General features: G+C 40.4%; 12 protein-coding genes. 8 read left to right on the forward strand and 4 right to left on the reverse strand.

Features of this window, described 5'->3' with window-relative positions; translation table 11 throughout:
* Positions 1-53 precede the first annotated feature (53 nt).
* Complete coding sequence (locus tag AC3WJJ_RS00335; RefSeq protein ID WP_492536963.1) at positions 54-971, reverse strand: aldo/keto reductase; 918 nt, start codon at positions 969-971, stop codon at positions 54-56.
* A 214-nt stretch (positions 972-1,185) separates the two neighbouring features.
* Between AC3WJJ_RS00335 and AC3WJJ_RS00340 the strand changes: the two genes are divergently transcribed.
* The 3 genes from AC3WJJ_RS00340 to AC3WJJ_RS00350 all read left to right on the forward strand — a co-directional run bounded on the left by AC3WJJ_RS00340 (position 1,186) and on the right by AC3WJJ_RS00350 (position 4,483).
* Positions 1,186-2,043, forward strand: a complete 858-nt coding sequence (locus tag AC3WJJ_RS00340) for a M15 family metallopeptidase (RefSeq protein WP_492536965.1) — start codon at positions 1,186-1,188, stop codon at positions 2,041-2,043.
* 133 nt (positions 2,044-2,176) lie between these two features.
* The gene (locus tag AC3WJJ_RS00345; protein ID WP_492536966.1) at positions 2,177-3,541 is read left to right on the forward strand and encodes an amino acid permease; all 1,365 of its coding nucleotides are present in this window, start codon (positions 2,177-2,179) and stop codon (positions 3,539-3,541) included.
* 153 nt (positions 3,542-3,694) lie between these two features.
* The gene (locus tag AC3WJJ_RS00350; RefSeq protein ID WP_492536968.1) at positions 3,695-4,483 is read left to right on the forward strand and encodes a hypothetical protein; all 789 of its coding nucleotides are present in this window, start codon (positions 3,695-3,697) and stop codon (positions 4,481-4,483) included.
* A 94-nt stretch (positions 4,484-4,577) separates the two neighbouring features.
* Here AC3WJJ_RS00350 and AC3WJJ_RS00355 read toward each other — a convergent pair whose 3' ends face one another.
* Positions 4,578-4,928, reverse strand: a complete 351-nt coding sequence (locus AC3WJJ_RS00355; RefSeq protein ID WP_422656931.1) for a hypothetical protein — start codon at positions 4,926-4,928, stop codon at positions 4,578-4,580.
* A 207-nt stretch (positions 4,929-5,135) separates the two neighbouring features.
* Here AC3WJJ_RS00355 and AC3WJJ_RS00360 point away from each other — a divergent pair, with 207 nt between their 5' ends.
* Complete coding sequence (locus AC3WJJ_RS00360) at positions 5,136-5,780, forward strand: Type 1 glutamine amidotransferase-like domain-containing protein (RefSeq protein ID WP_492536971.1); 645 nt, start codon at positions 5,136-5,138, stop codon at positions 5,778-5,780.
* Positions 5,781-5,866: 86 nt separating this feature from the next.
* Here AC3WJJ_RS00360 and AC3WJJ_RS00365 read toward each other — a convergent pair whose 3' ends face one another.
* Positions 5,867-7,057 carry a coenzyme F420-0:L-glutamate ligase gene (locus AC3WJJ_RS00365; RefSeq protein ID WP_492536973.1) on the reverse strand — a complete coding sequence of 397 codons (1,191 nt, stop codon included), beginning with the start codon at positions 7,055-7,057 and terminating at the stop codon, positions 5,867-5,869.
* 126 nt (positions 7,058-7,183) lie between these two features.
* Here AC3WJJ_RS00365 and AC3WJJ_RS00370 point away from each other — a divergent pair, with 126 nt between their 5' ends.
* On the forward strand, positions 7,184-8,077 hold the full coding sequence (locus AC3WJJ_RS00370) for a LysR family transcriptional regulator (protein WP_492536975.1): 894 nt from the start codon (positions 7,184-7,186) through the stop codon (positions 8,075-8,077).
* Between the two features lie 71 nt (positions 8,078-8,148).
* Complete coding sequence (locus tag AC3WJJ_RS00375) at positions 8,149-9,801, forward strand: stalk domain-containing protein (RefSeq protein WP_492536977.1); 1,653 nt, start codon at positions 8,149-8,151, stop codon at positions 9,799-9,801.
* A 98-nt stretch (positions 9,802-9,899) separates the two neighbouring features.
* Here the strand turns inward: AC3WJJ_RS00375 and AC3WJJ_RS00380 are convergent, their stop codons facing one another.
* On the reverse strand, positions 9,900-10,964 hold the full coding sequence (locus AC3WJJ_RS00380) for an endonuclease/exonuclease/phosphatase family protein (RefSeq protein ID WP_492536979.1): 1,065 nt from the start codon (positions 10,962-10,964) through the stop codon (positions 9,900-9,902).
* Between the two features lie 749 nt (positions 10,965-11,713).
* On the opposite strand from AC3WJJ_RS00380, the gene AC3WJJ_RS00385 reads away from it, so the two are divergent.
* The gene (locus AC3WJJ_RS00385) at positions 11,714-13,468 is read left to right on the forward strand and encodes an ABC transporter ATP-binding protein (RefSeq protein WP_492539521.1); all 1,755 of its coding nucleotides are present in this window, start codon (positions 11,714-11,716) and stop codon (positions 13,466-13,468) included.
* Positions 13,465-15,249, forward strand: a complete 1,785-nt coding sequence (locus AC3WJJ_RS00390; protein WP_492536981.1) for an ABC transporter ATP-binding protein — start codon at positions 13,465-13,467, stop codon at positions 15,247-15,249. The genes AC3WJJ_RS00385 and AC3WJJ_RS00390 overlap by 4 nt, the downstream gene beginning before the upstream one ends.
* Positions 15,250-15,273: the final 24 nt, after the last annotated feature.

The following is a 15,273-nucleotide window of genomic DNA, read 5'->3' on the forward strand; positions in this document are numbered from 1 at the left end:
ATTTGAGTGGCTGCTTGTAGTATGGTGCTGTGTTCTAAGACACATAGGTTGGACTAAGGAAGAATATTACCTGCCGCACGGTAAATCTCGTACCATTCCTCACGAGTCAGTCTAATATCACCCGTTTTGATGCAATCTTTCAGACGATTAATATTCATCGTGCCGATAATAGGCTGCATGTTCGCAGGATGACGCAAAATCCATGCAATTGCAATTGTTGTGTTACTTACATTATATTTTTCTGCAATCTCATCAATTTTCAGGTTCAGTTCTGGGAACTTATCATTGCCTAGGAATACCCCTTCGAAAAATCCATACTGGAACGGTGACCAAGGCTGGATTGTAATGTCATGAAGTCTGCAGAAATCCAGAATGCTACCATCACGATTTACTGCAGCATCGTTCTCCATATTAACGTTGATACCGCTTTGGATCATGGTTGTGTTCGTAATACTTAGTTGAAGCTGGTTAGCTACTAACGGCTGTTTTACAGCTTTTTTCAGAAGCTGAATTTGCATTGGATTCTGGTTGGATACGCCAAAATGACGAACCTTACCGGAGCTTTCTAGTTGATCAAATGCTTCAGCCACTTCTTCCGGTTCTACAAGTGTGTCCGGGCGATGTAGAAGAAGGACATCCAGATACTCTGTGTTGAGTCTTTTCAAAATGCCATCTACAGAATTTAGAATGTGTTCTTTAGAGAAGTCGAACATCCCTTGTCTAATCCCACACTTCGATTGGAGAATAATCTGTTCGCGTACTTCTGCGTTCATATGTATAGCATCTGCGAATAATTCCTCACAGGTTCCACCGCCATAAATATCAGCATGATCAAAGAAGTTTGCACCTTCTTCCAGTGCAGTTTGAACAAAACGCTCCGCCTCAGACTTCTCCAGCGAATTTATACGCATGCAGCCAACGGCCACAACGGGTACCTCGAGTGAACTGTTTCCAAGTTTAATCGTTTTCATGAATTTGGACCTCCATATCATATTCGGTGAATCGTGGACCATTGATGCACCAGCTTGTCTCTTGTTTATTGTGACACGCAGGTGGGGTATGATTCAACTTTTATTTTTGATTAAGAATTGATACATTTCTTAAGATTTTCTTTAGCTTTTCCACATTTTTTATTAAACTATATATTCTAGACTACATAGATATTACATAAGGGAGATGTTGAAGTTGAAGAAGTGGTTATGCTTGCTTCTATTAGTCATGTTGGTGGGGTGTGAATCAGTTCAATCACAGCAAGGTATGGGCAATAGTGAGCAAGAGAATAAAGTACCGGTAGCTCAACCTGAGAAAACACATGATACAATCCAAATTTCGAAAGATCAGGTGCATAAAGGGAACCTCGTATTGGTCAATAAGAAGTATCCGATTCATAAAGAAGGGTTACCTACCGATATTGTAAACCTATACCAAAACAATGAATTAATTCAGGGATATAGCTTGCTGGATAATACGATACAAATATCGACGCTAGTGGCAGAACAATTTAACAAGATGGTGGCAGCGGCAGCTCGTAGTGAAGTGAACCATTTTATGATCAGCAGCGGGTACCGAGACAATACAGAGCAAAAGAAGTTGTATCAGGAGATGGGTTCCGATTATGCTCTTCCTCCGGGATACAGTGAACATAATGTTGGACTCTCTTTAGATATCGGATCTACGCTTAAATCGATTGATGTCGCTCCTGAAGGATCATGGCTCAAGAAGTACGCATGGGATTACGGGTTTATTCTTCGGTATCCTTTAGATAAATCAGAGATTACAGGTATTCAATATGAGCCTTGGCATTTCCGTTATGTAGGATTACCTCACAGTATCATTATGAAGGAGCAACATCTGACACTAGAAGAATATCTGAAGTTTCTCAAGGAACAGAAAACATACACCACAACGATTAATGGTAAGCAGTATGAAATTTCTTTCGTTCCTCTTTCCGAGCAAATGACTTTCGAAATCCCTGTGAATAGCATGTATGAGTTGTCAGGAAATAATACGGATGGTGTTATTGTTACAATCGAAAAAAATTAATATAGGTCCGTGGTGTCCGATGTAACTTCTCCCAGACATATTATATATTCACAAACATGCATAATAGGTTATACTGGAATGTACATTGAAAAATTCATAATCTGTTATGAATGTTTACACCAGGAGGATATGGATGGGACAAGCAAATGGATCATTACAGAAAAAATTAAAGCCTAGACATATCAGTTTTATGGCTATGGGCGGTGTCATTGGTACTGGAATATTTAAAGGCAGCGCTGAAACGATTGGACTTGCAGGTCCAGGGGTTATTGTATCTTATATTTTTGCAGGATTATTGCTTCTTGTTGTAATGGCTGCAATGGCTGAGATGGCAACCGTATATCCCAATCGGAATATGAAGGATTTTATACGTGAAGCTTTTGGAGAGAAAGTCTCATTTGTTATGGGATGGATGTACTGTTTTATGTGGTTATCTGTATGTGTAATCGAAGTGATTGCGGCAGGCAGCTTTCTGCAATATTGGTTTCCAGATGTGCCATTATGGGGGTTAAGTCTGGCCTGTGCAGTGTTTATAATTCTCATCAATTTACTAAGTGTAGGTACATTTGGTGAATTTGAATTCTGGCTTGCAGGTATTAAGATAGCTATGATTCTCATCTTTATCGTACTGGGTGGAGGATTAATATTCGGAATTATTCCAAGTGATCATACACCTTATCTTCACAATTTCACGGCTTTTGGAGGTTTTTTCCCAGGTGGCTGGACGTCGATATTCTCGGCTCTGCTGGTCGTGATGTTCTCTTATGGAGGCTCTGAGCTTATCGGTCTGACGTTGACAGAGACAGAGAATGCCGAGAAAATTCTACCGAAAGTGGTCGGTACCTTTATTCTGAGAATTATTCTGTTCTTCACCCTACCGATCCTTATCATCTGTGGTTTAATTCCTTGGAATCAGCTCGGGCCAGATAGCAGTCCGTTCGTACAGGTTCTTACATCAACGGGCCTGTCCAGTGCTGCACATATTATGAATTTCATCCTAATCACTGCGGTATTGTCTGCGGCCAACTCGGGAATATATGGTGCTTCGCGAATGCTGTTCTCTATGGCAGCTGCAGGTGAGGCACCTAAATCATTAGCTAAAACGAACCGAAAGGGAAGCCCGGTACACACACTCTATCTGTGTGCTGTTATTCTACTTGCTGGCTCGATGCTTGGATTATTCGCACAAGATCAGCTGTTTCGTATATTGATGGCTGTTCCTGGATTCGTTGTGATATTGGTATGGATATGTATCGCCTCTTCTCAGTTGAAGCTCCGAAATCAGTATCCTATTAAACCTTCGTTTAAAGTGTGGGGTTATCCTTATGTAACTGGATTTGTCGTGGTCGCTCTTTCAGTCATAGCCGTTATGTTTATATTTGATAAGCAGAGCCGTTTAAGTATCGGGATCTGCATGGCTGTTCTGGTGATGCTCAGCATCTGGTCGTTCATTAAATTTCGCCCTAACAGAACAGGAACGGGTGTTCTAAAAAAGTAGTTGACATATATGCTAATCAAATATTATATTATTATCAATTGAATGAAGTAGCGGGAGAAGCACCTCGCAGGATAGGCTAATATGCCTTTCTTGTGGGGTGCTTTTTTTGCTGTTTGTTTGAAAATATTATTTATACAGGAGATGATTTCATTGATGAAACGAAGAAGCAAGCACCACAGTTACATGATCTGGTCTGGACTAGTTCTGATGTGCTTCCTATTGTTTGTAGGAAAACCACCGTATGCAGAAGCTGCCGGAAGTGGGTGGGATGATGCGTTAACTAGTATAGATCAACTTTATGATAGCTTAATCATTTTAGAAACTTCGAATAAACAAGTTAAGCAGCAAACATCAGATTTACGTAAACGAAATAACGATAAACTGAAAGAAATAAATAAACAAGTGCAGCTCATTGACAAAGTTAAGCTTGATAAGTTGAAATCTGATGCCGAACAAGCACAGAAGAAGTATGCACCTCTGCTTGCTGAGTATACGGCGCTTGGAAAGAAAGCTACGGAAGCAAGGAAGAGTAAGAATAAAAAGTCTGCTCTCATGTATGATCTCAAACGGAACCGTATTAAGGCATCTGTAACTGCTGCAAGACAAGAGATTAAGGTGAAGCGGGATGCTCTGACAGCTGCGAAGAAGCAAGCAACAGCGAAAGCTAAAGTCGTTAAAGATGCTCTAGCACCCGTGGGAACAGTTAAGAAACAAGTAACAGAGGAGAATAAGAGGATCGCAGAGGCTAATCAGCGTAGGATTACAGCGGATAAACGCTATAAGGCAGCTATTAAGATGGGGGATGCAGTAAGTGCTGCTATTGAATTAAGAGTGATTACTGGAGAGCTAAACCGAATTCAAACATCTCTTAAGAAGGTATATGATTGGGAGGGGAACATTCGGAATACCCTTCATACAGCGGAAGGCAAGTTACCGAGATAGGGATAAAGGAGCCTAGTCGATAGGCTCCCTTGTTTAAAATTTAAATGTTTAATTAATTAAAAATTGTTGGAGTTATCCGAGTGGCACGTTCACATTAGTAGACTTGATTTAAACTGACAGGTCCCAGACTACCGCTAGAACCTTGGAATTGTCCTTTGACAACATAAGTTCCTGCGCTAAGATAGCCTACGGAAAACTCTGCAGGATTCGAGGTGGGGCCTACATTCACGGAAGTGGAGAATACCTTATTAAGTTGACCAGAAGGCCCTTTAGAATAGAGTGAGAGTTCAACGGTATCATTGGTAGGGCTCCATAGTCCAACACTTAATTTATGTTGAGCTGTTTGGAATACAGACAGATCGTGTGATGTTGCTGTAAAGGAAGCAAAAGCGCTAGTAGAGAAAGAGAAGAACGCTAACAACAAAATGATGAGTGATTTTTTCATTGATTTCACCTCCTTTCATGACAAAGGGTAACAGTAGAGAAAAAGGAAAAATGTTAATATGTAGCAATATTGCAACTATTATATCAAATTAATGGATATTTTTACATATGTTAATCTTTTATATCAAATATTTTATCTCGTCTGGACCTATGGATTATGATATACATAATGGATAAATTAACATATTTTATATGGAGGTAATTATGTATGAAAACCCACTATTACTTAGATTGGTTTTATGATAAGGGCTTTTCTGAGAAGCTAGTCAATGTGCTGAATGAGGATATAACCGTCAGAAAATCAATTGTTATGATTAGCGCCAAAACACCTGATCATAAAGATGAGCTAATTAATATTGATAGTGTATTTGAAAGAAATTGGTTTAATCAAGCTAACATTTTTTTTGAAGAATATCATTTGATTGATCACCGTACACAGAAAGAAGATGCCCAGCGATTCATTCAGAACGCCTCCGTCATTTTTTTGTGTGGTGGGAATCCACAGCATCAAAAGCATCTTTTGACGAAAAATGAATTATCGGATTTGATTAAAAAAAGTAATGCTGTTGTAATGGGAACGAGTGCTGGTGGGATGAATATGTCTAATAAATATTTGGATGAATGCACTGTTTACGAAGGTATGGCTCTTCATGACTTTTCTTTTGAAGCTCATTTTGATCATGATAACAAAGCAATAATTGAGGAACGGTTTCCTTTATCTGATAAAATGGATATTTATGTGGCAGCAGACCAAGATGGTGCAGTTCGTGTGAAGGACAACAAAATCGACATTATAGGCAATGTATACATCATTTCCAACTCAAAGATTCAGAAATTGGTTGAGACGCTCTAATACTTTATACTTTGATCTAAATCCCATCGAAAGAGAAAAAACCTCTTCGCCGTTAAGGGAAGAGGCTTTTAGCTAATGCGTGAACATTAGTTTGTATAGTTATCGAAATATCCTTGGATATAGATCATTGGCGTTCCTTTATCTCCACTACCCGAAGTTAAGTCGGATAGAGAGCCAATAAGATCGGTCAATCTTCTAGGCGTAGTACCTTGAGCTTCCATGGCACCTACGAGATCTGATTCTTTATTGTTGATATATTGAGAGATGGCTTGTTTCAGTTCATCTCCTCTTAAGTGAGCGAAGTTATTATCTGCAAGATACTTCAGCTTGACTTCATTCGGTGTACCATCAAGGCCTGCAGTGTAAGCTGGTGATACAACAGGATCAGCAAGCTCCCAGATCTTACCTACAGGGTCTTTAAATGCTCCATCGCCATAGATCATAACTTCAACCAGTTTACCTGTTTTTTCTTTAAGCATTTGTTGAATCTTATCAACGACAGGTTGGCAGTTACGAGGGAACAACTTCACACTATCTTCTGTAGATTTATTAGATCCAAGCAGACCGTATGCTTCATTACATCCGCTGCCATCAATGGATTCGGATAGAATGTTATCCAAGCTGTAGATTTTCTCTCCACCGTTTGCTTTAAGAATTCTCTTTGTTCTGAATCGAGTATGGATATCACAAGTAAGAACATTTTTCGTGTACTCAAGAATGGTCTTTGGATTGTTGGAGAAAATAACTTCGCATTCTGTACCATATTCTTCAACAATCGATTTGTAGTAATCGATGTAATCCACACCTGTGAAGGTATGCTTCTCATATCCAAAATGCTCGCGGAATTGTTGCTCAGTCAGAACATCAGTCCATGGGTTGATGCCTTTTTCATCAAGCATATCTAGATCGACCAAGTGGTTTCCAACTTCATCTGATGGGTAGCTAAGCATCAAGACAACTTTTTTAGTGCCTTTTGCGATACCACGAAGACAGATTGCAAAGCGGTTACGACTTAGAATCGGGAAGATAACTCCGACGGTTTCGTCTCCAAATTTGGAGTTTACATCTTTCGCAATATGATCAATCGTAGCATAGTTTCCTTGGGCACGAGCAACGATCGATTCTGTTACTGTAACGATATCTTTATCTTGGATGGTAAAACCTTCTGCTTCGGATGCTTTTAGTACACTATCTACAACGATTTCTTCGATACTGTCTCCACGATTGATGATCGGGCCACGAAGACCTCTTACTACAGTTCCAACTAATCTTTCCAAAATAATCGCTCCTTAATATATGTACATCTAATGTAATAATTGACGTTTATATTTGTAATATACAACATTCATGTGATATAAGTGAAATTAATATATCAAATAACAGATATAAGAGGTGCTTATACCGTGAGTAAATTAGATTTATATAGAGTGTTTTGTATGGTTGCCAAAAGAAAAAGCTTCTCTAAAGCGGCTCAGGATCTTTACATGACCCAGCCGGCTGTAAGTCAATCGATCATGCAATTGGAAAATGAACTAGATACACGCTTGTTCACAAGAACACCCAAAGGAGTTACTTTAACGAATCAAGGCAGTCTTTTATTTGAATATGCTAATTCAGCTATTAACTTAATAAATGTTGGAGAAGAGAAGATCCTGGAGTTTAAGAATCTAACAACCGGTGAGTTAAAAATAGGTGTTGGTGATACGATTTCCCGTTACTTTTTACTTCCCTATCTCGAAGCATTTCATAATCAATACCCTAACATTAAATTTAAAATTGTGAATGGGACCACACTTGAGATTTGCTCGATTATTAAATCCGGAGAAGTTGATATTGGGATATGTAATCTTCCATTATATGATCCCGCTCTAGAAACCAGACCATGTATTGAAATACAGGATATTTTTGTTTGTGGTGAGAAGTTCAAAAGTACATTAACTGGTCAAGTTAGTCTAGAACAGGTTGTGAGCCTGCCATTAATCTTTCTTGAATCAAAGTCCAATTCCAGAAAATACGTTGAGGACTACATGTTAGCTCAGGGTATCAAAATGTCACCGGATTTTGAACTTGGTTCACATGATCTGTTATTAGAGTTCGCCAGAATTAATTTAGGAGTAGCATGTGTAACGAAACAGTTCTCTCAAGAGTATTTAGATCAAGGGTTATTATATGAAGTTAAACTTCAGAAGGAAATACCAATGCGAAGTATAGGGGTATGTTTCTTGAACAGTGTATCTTTATCACCAGCATCTACTAAGTTTGTTGAAATAATAGATACTAAATTATCCGATAAATAAATGGAAATATATGATTAAAATGCTATAATGTGCCGAGAAATCCATTTGTTATTTTGGAGAGGTGGCTGTTCATGTCGAGGTTGTTGAAGGTTGTCTGTTTACTCGTACTATTATTTGGTCCCATCTCGCTATTTGCAGAAGAGCACCCTGTTAGTGCTGCTGGGAACTCAGGCATCACCGTCATCGTAGACGGCAACGAGATGAAACTATCTGTAAAACCGATTAAAGTAAAAGGAAATGTCTATTTACATGCAAAAAGTATATTTAATGCACTCGAGATACAGTCAACACTCGGAAAGAAAACAATCAAAATCGTTCATAATGATAATACATACAGCGGAGAGGTAGATCAAAAGCGTATGTTTATCGGCGAACAGAAACTTAATTTGAGTACTTCTCCTCTACTTCGTGAAGGACGGATCTATGTACCGCTAAGGTTTGTTGAGATCGTGTCAGGTAAAGACGTTAAGTATGATGCGAGTAACAGCCAGATCAGTATTGGTTTGAGTCCCGAGTCTAAGAAAGCACTGCAAAGAAGCTTGTTTGAAGCAGCAAGAAGGGGAGATGCTACGGCCGTAACAAACTTAATTAAGCGTGGGGCTGATCCAAACGGTAAGCTCAATTTTGAATATGGAAATAATATCCCCCTCGTTTATGCCGTGATCAACAACAGAACAGAGGCTGCTCGAGCATTAGTGAAAGCTGGGGCCAAAGTAGACTCAGACAGTCAACACCTTGGTTTCAGTGTAATTGTTAGTCAGAATGCTGAACTACTAGAAATTCTGATTGAGAATGGATTAGATCCGAATTACAAGAATCACACGGGAACGCTGCTTCAATCAGCTTCGGGCATTATAGGAATGTCTGAGAATGGGACTTTCATAAAGGATCTTAGACCATCTTTAGAAATAGTTAACATGTTATTGAAACACGGAGCGGACCCTGGTATTGATAACCCCTTATACCGAGCAGTAGATGCTCAAAATTACAGCATTATCCAATCATTGATCCGTGCTGGTGCAGATCCTTATAAAGCGAATGAACATGGGGAAACCCCTTATGAGTATAGTGTCCGAAAAAACATTAATCGTTGGTTGACGCTTCAAGCAGAACGAGTTATTGTTCCTTCGTTTAAAATCTTAGATGCAAATGGGGCTGAGGTTTCTTCCGGAGGAATTAGTATTCGTTCCTTAGACGATTCTCAAACTCCAATTCAATTTATTCAATTTAATTCGGGGCAGGTTTATGTTGATGTTCCTGATGGCAGATATCAAATTCTTCATGTCAATGTAGCAACCAGCACATATATCTTGCAGCAGGGGTATGAAATAACAATTAAGGACGGAAAGGTTGCTCCAAGTATTCTAACGTTACCGAAGTTGAATGTGAATGTTACATTGATAAGTGATTCGATCTTGATTGCTGACGGTTTTCTAACTTTGTATAACAAACGTACGTCAGATTATATCGCTATCGATGTCCAAGGTAATCAATCCAGGATATTCATTGAACCCGGTCAATATCGTATTTTCAGCTATGTAGACTCGTCGAAAAATACTTATAACGTTGATTCCTATCTTACGGTGAAAGGGAACAGTGGGATTGAAGAAATCACTTTTGACATGAGAGTGAAAGAAAGAAATGACAGCAATTTTTATAGCAGTAACATAACAAAACAAACCCCACTAGTGGACATGAAATTCACCGCTTCAGACAGTTGGTAGTGACGGTTTCATAATTTGAAATGTGTAAAAAAGGTGCTTCTCGCAAGATCTTTCTTAGATCTAATGGGAGAAGCACCTTTTTTTATGAAATCATCGGCCTATTTAAGAATGAAAGTTGCAGTAACTGGATTATGATCACTATGTTCGAATTTAAGATCATGTCCAGTAACATTAACGATCTCAACATTCGGAGAAACTAGGAAGCCGTCGATTACGGAGAGGAAATTAACACCTTCTTGATAAGCGATATCGAGTGTTCGGACCGTAGGTGCGTTCGGATCTACCGCCCACTGAAAGCCTTTTGGAGAGAAGGATTCAGGGATGGATTGGAGCCACTGTGGCCATTCCTGTTTGGTTATGAACTTATTATGATCTGTACCGGGCAGGGCATGATTCCAGTCACCGCCGATGACAAGATAGTTATCTTTTTGAGCCTCTTGATTAATATAGCCTTCTAGGAAATCGAGCTGCTGTTTGCGGATTCTCCCACCTTTGTCAAATGCAGATAGATGGAGGTTGATCGTGACAAGTTCTTTACCATTACTGACTGGAAATCTACTCTCTATAAATCCACGATCGAGCTCAAACAACTGCACTGGCCAGCTTTCTTTACCGGGTAGATCGTACCGTTTATGTGAAGTACTGGTGAACTGAGACAGGCTTAGTAAGCCGCTGTTCACTTCACCCATAGGACGTGTAATCGGGACCGGTACCCAAGGCACTTTGTAGTTATAAGCGAATGTGTCACTATATTGCTTCAATGTACGGCTAATTCGCGCATATTCATTGATCCGATTACTTCGTGAGGAGTTTGTATCCACTTCTTGCAGCATGTACAGATTGGACTCATTACTCCTTAGGAAATCGATAATGGCATTTAGGTTGATCTCTGTTTGTTCTGTGTTTCTAGATCGAGACTTCGTACCACCGTCCATGAAAAAATCCTGACCACGATCGAGTCCTGCGTATCCGATATTAAAAGTCGTAACCGTGAACGGTTCTCCTTGCTTAAGTGTAACAGGGGTGTTGTTACTATTGGTTTGTAGTTCTACTTGAGCCGGTGGCTTATAATCCACTGCTGTAATATAGATTAGAAAGATGACAACCAGAGTAATCAAGCCAAGCACGATCCACAGTAGCCATTTTAAAGATTTCATTAGCATTAGGTTGTTCTTACCTCCCAGTTAAAAAGTCTTCCTATGCGAGTGGAACATTCGCGCTACAGTGAAATTACCATAAATATGAAGAAGGCGCTAGTGTAATGTAATGCGGGTGAATAATCGCTTTCCTGATTTTGAATATGAGGTTGATTGGTAATATTTTCTTTACAATTGTGGATTGAGCGAATACAATAAGAACAAATATGTGAGTGGGTGGATAATAATGAAAATGTTTATGACAGGACCTATCGAGTAATCGATAACTGAATAGGTGACGAACGGTCAGATGATTATAATCAATGCTTATTAAGGTTGATCTCATGATGAACGTTTGTGCACACCCTGTCTTGAACATCTCATCTATTATTGCATTGCATTCAAGCAACTTGCAGAAGTGAAATTCACTTTCATTTTTGCCGTTTCTTTAATGTTAATAAGCCGTTGGTGGACATTTGTTCATCGAGCGGCTTTTTTGCGTCCAAAATATCCCTTCACATGGAAAGGAGATGCTTTAGTAGTGTGCAGATAATTGCGGAATTCTTGATAAGCAGATGCTACTACGGTTCGGAGTTTAAGATTTTAATAAAATAATTTGAAGAAATGGGTGAGTTATCTTGTTATTCAGTATTTCTAATCATGGTGTGTTCCGAGTCGTAAAAGTTGTGTTTCAGAATTCTTCTTAGCGAGGTTGCGCATGAAAAATGATACAGACGGATCTTTAAATGACAAGAAGATAACTGAATATTATGGGGGTGGGCACATTGCCCAAGCAAGAAAAGGTTTCGATGTCGTGGCTGCTGAGATATTTAATCCCGGTAAAAGGACGGCTGATGATACTGCTCGTTATGCTCTTAGGTTCTACAGGGCTGCAGCTCTTACAACCACAGATTGTTAAGCGATTTATTGATACCGCTGCTGGAGGCGGGATACTTGCTAGTCTGATTCAGCTTGCGGGGCTGTTCTTGATCGTAGCTGTAGTCAACCAACTGATTACGGTGGCTGTTAGCTATCTCGGGAACGATGTCTCATGGCGAGCTACGAATCGATTACGTGGAGATCTGCTAAAGCATTGTTTGCGGCTTGATATGCGTTTTCATAACAAAAAGACACCAGGAGAGATGATTGAACGCATAGATGGGGACGTAACAAGCATTTCGAATTTCTTCTCGATGTTTATAGTGCAGGTCATTGGAAGTTTTGTGTTATTAGCTGGGATTTTAGGATTCATGTATACGGTGAATCTACCCATTGCTATTGTCATGACAATTTTCACACTCTTATCCATTATGTTTATGGTATTCATTCGTAACTTAGGTGTGAACTCGTCCAAATCGGAGCGAGAAGCGAGTGCATCCTTGTTTGGCCTTATAGAAGAGCGGATTGCCGGGATCGAAGATGTTCAAGCCAATGGGAATGTACCTTATATTATGAATCGATTCCATCGTATGATGCGAGTCGTTTTCTTAAAAGGAAGAAAAGCTTGGATGCTTCGAGTCGTCCCGTGGAACACCACGGTCATCCTATTCGCACTTGCTGTAACTGCTGTTCTATTAATCGGTGTTCGTTATTATTTAGTTGGCGAGATTAGTTTGGGAACCTTATTCCTAATTTATCAGTATACCCAAATGCTGAATGACCCGATTGAGATGCTAGGGGATCAAGTGCAAGAGTTCCAGAAAGCGAAGTCAGGTATGATTCGTTCTAGAGAGTTACTATCGAATCGCAGTGAGATTGTCGAAGGGAACGAGGAAGAACTCCCGGATGGAGCGCTTGGACTTGAATTTGAAGGAGTTAACTTTAGCTATAACCAGGATAAGCCTGTCTTACATGACATTCATTTTAAAGTGAATCCTGGAGAGCGTCTCGGCATTATCGGTCGGACTGGGAGCGGGAAGTCGAGCCTTAGTCGAACACTTCTTCGTCTGTATAACATTGATAGTGGCATCATTCGGGTTGGGGGAACGGATATTACGAAGCTTAAACTTACATCTTTATATCGAAGAGTTGGAATGGTAACGCAAGATGTACAGTTATTTGATGGTACGCTACGAGATAATTTAACGCTGTTTGATAACCGAGTGACGGATGAATTTATTCTGGAAACAACAGAGCGATTAGGACTTCGTCAATGGATTGATGCTCAGCCAGAAGGATTAGATGCATATCTCACTGCAGGTGGTGCATCCCTCTCTGCAGGTGAGGCGCAGCTATTTGCACTAACTCGTGTATTTCTAACCCAACCAAGCTTGGTCATTCTAGATGAGCCATCTTCTAGACTCGATGCTGCAACAGAACATATGCTTCAGGTCGCTGTGGACCAGCTCATGCGTCAGTGTACAGGGGTCATTATTGCACACCGACTTGCAACACTAGAGTCCGTGGACAAAATCATGGTTCTCGGTGATGGCCGGATTCTGGAGTTTGGTGAAAGAGAAGCACTTGCGCAAGATCCAACCTCACATTATGCAAGATTGCTAGTAACCGGTAGAGAGGAGGAATTAGCATGACAATCAGTGGTTTTATCGGGCGGTTGTTTCGCTTTCAACCCTTCTTGTTTATCATCAATGGATTGTTATGGTGTATATTTCATTCCTTGCCGTTAGCTATCGGACTTGGAATGCAGTGGTTCTTTGATCGAACAACTTCGAATTCACCGGATTTCTTGTGGCTCGCTGTGCCTCTTATATTCATTGCCTTAGTTAGAGTTGTAAGAGTGGGGGCTTTCTTTACAGCCTTTTATCAATGGGTGACGTATATTTATCACATCCAAGCTATTCTAAGAACGAATATGTTGGCAGGTATTATGCGCTGGCCTGGACGGAACTTACCAGCATCTCCTGGAGAAGCGATGAGTCGTTTCCGTGATGATGTGGATGAGGTTGTCGAATATATAGAATCATGGGTTGATTTTTGGGGACGTCTCGTGTTTGCAATCGTTTCCGTTATTATTATGGCGAGCATTAACTGGGTGATCATGCTGGTAGCTGTTCTTCCCTTAGTGGTAGTTACACTGCTTAATAATCTGTCAGGTAATCGTGCACGACAATATGGACAGAAAAATCGTGAAGCGACGGGGCGAATTACTAGTTTTATTGCAGAAACATTTGGTTCCGTGCAAGCCTTGAAGCTGGGGCAGGCAGAGAACCATGTTCATGAACGATTTATGAAGCTGAATGAAGAGCGCCGTCAAGCTGCACTCAAGGATAATCTGTTCAAGCAGTGGATGCGTTCTCTTAATCAGCATGTGCTAAGTATTTGTACGGGCTTGATTCTCCTCCTTTGTGCTGCGGAGATGCAGGCGGGGCGTTTCAGTGTTGGGGATTTTGCTTTATTCACAGCCTATTTGGGAAATATCGGATTTAGTATTTCTCTATTCGGTTATATGGTATTTCAGCATAAGCGGCTTAAAGTATCTTTTGACCGGATGCGTACATTGTTTCGTCCCGGTGAAGAAGATCGACTTATTGAAGCTAGAGAAACGTACCTTAATGAAGATCCGCCAGAGCTTTCGAATATCAAAAGAGATCCAAGCGAAAAACTCGAAGTGCTTGAAGTAAAGGACTTATCGTATCACTACCCTCAGTCTGACAACGGGATAGCAGATATCCAGTTCTGTCTTGAGCGAGGGAAGTTTCTTGTGATCACCGGTCGTATAGGCTCAGGTAAATCCACGCTTGTACGTACATTGCTTGGTCTTCTTCCTAAACAGAGTGGAACCATTCGGTGGAACGGTCAAGATGTCGATCCGGCAACCTTTCTTATGCCACCTAGGGCCGCTTATACACCACAGGTACCTCGTTTGTTCAGTGATCCGTTACGAGAGAATATCGTGCAGGGAAAGAAAGAGAATGTTGAAGAAAGTTTGGAGCGATCCATACGCATAGCTGTGATGGATAGGGATTTGGAGAACCTTGATAAAGGATTGGAAACATACGTCGGTCCAAGAGGAGTCATGTTATCTGGAGGACAAATTCAGCGAGCAGCAACGGCTCGTATGCTGATGACAGGTGCAGATTTATTCATCTTTGATGATCTATCGAGTGCACTGGATGTCGAAACAGAGCAGCAGGTGTGGGAAGGACTGTTCCAAGAGAAGGACGTCACCTGCATTGCAGTGTCTCATCGCAGGGCTGCTCTTGCGAAGGCGGATCATATCATTGTTATGAAAGATGGCCGAATCGAGGCGGAAGGAAGTTTGTCAGAGTTACTCGCAACGAATGAAGAGATGCAGTTATTATGGCAAGGAGAGCAATCTTTGGATAAAGAATATGCGAAAGTTGCTGAGTAGGGTTTGGTTCTATTGATTCTTAAG

The organism is Paenibacillus sp. FW507-14B1B (assembly GCF_058781425.1).

Excerpts from the sequence above, each read along its gene's own strand:
- AC3WJJ_RS00390 (WP_492536981.1), top strand. The coding sequence starts at position 13,465 with ATGACAATCAGTGGTTTTATCGGGCGGTTGTTTCGCTTTCAACCCTTC.
- AC3WJJ_RS00380 (WP_492536979.1), bottom strand. The coding sequence starts at position 10,964 with ATGCTAATGAAATCTTTAAAATGGCTACTGTGGATCGTGCTTGGCTTG.
- AC3WJJ_RS00375 (WP_492536977.1), top strand. The coding sequence starts at position 8,149 with ATGTCGAGGTTGTTGAAGGTTGTCTGTTTACTCGTACTATTATTTGGT.
- AC3WJJ_RS00335 (WP_492536963.1), bottom strand. The coding sequence starts at position 971 with ATGAAAACGATTAAACTTGGAAACAGTTCACTCGAGGTACCCGTTGTG.
- AC3WJJ_RS00350 (WP_492536968.1), top strand. The coding sequence starts at position 3,695 with ATGAAACGAAGAAGCAAGCACCACAGTTACATGATCTGGTCTGGACTA.
- AC3WJJ_RS00360 (WP_492536971.1), top strand. The coding sequence starts at position 5,136 with ATGAAAACCCACTATTACTTAGATTGGTTTTATGATAAGGGCTTTTCT.
- AC3WJJ_RS00355 (WP_422656931.1), bottom strand. The coding sequence starts at position 4,928 with ATGAAAAAATCACTCATCATTTTGTTGTTAGCGTTCTTCTCTTTCTCT.
- AC3WJJ_RS00345 (WP_492536966.1), top strand. The coding sequence starts at position 2,177 with ATGGGACAAGCAAATGGATCATTACAGAAAAAATTAAAGCCTAGACAT.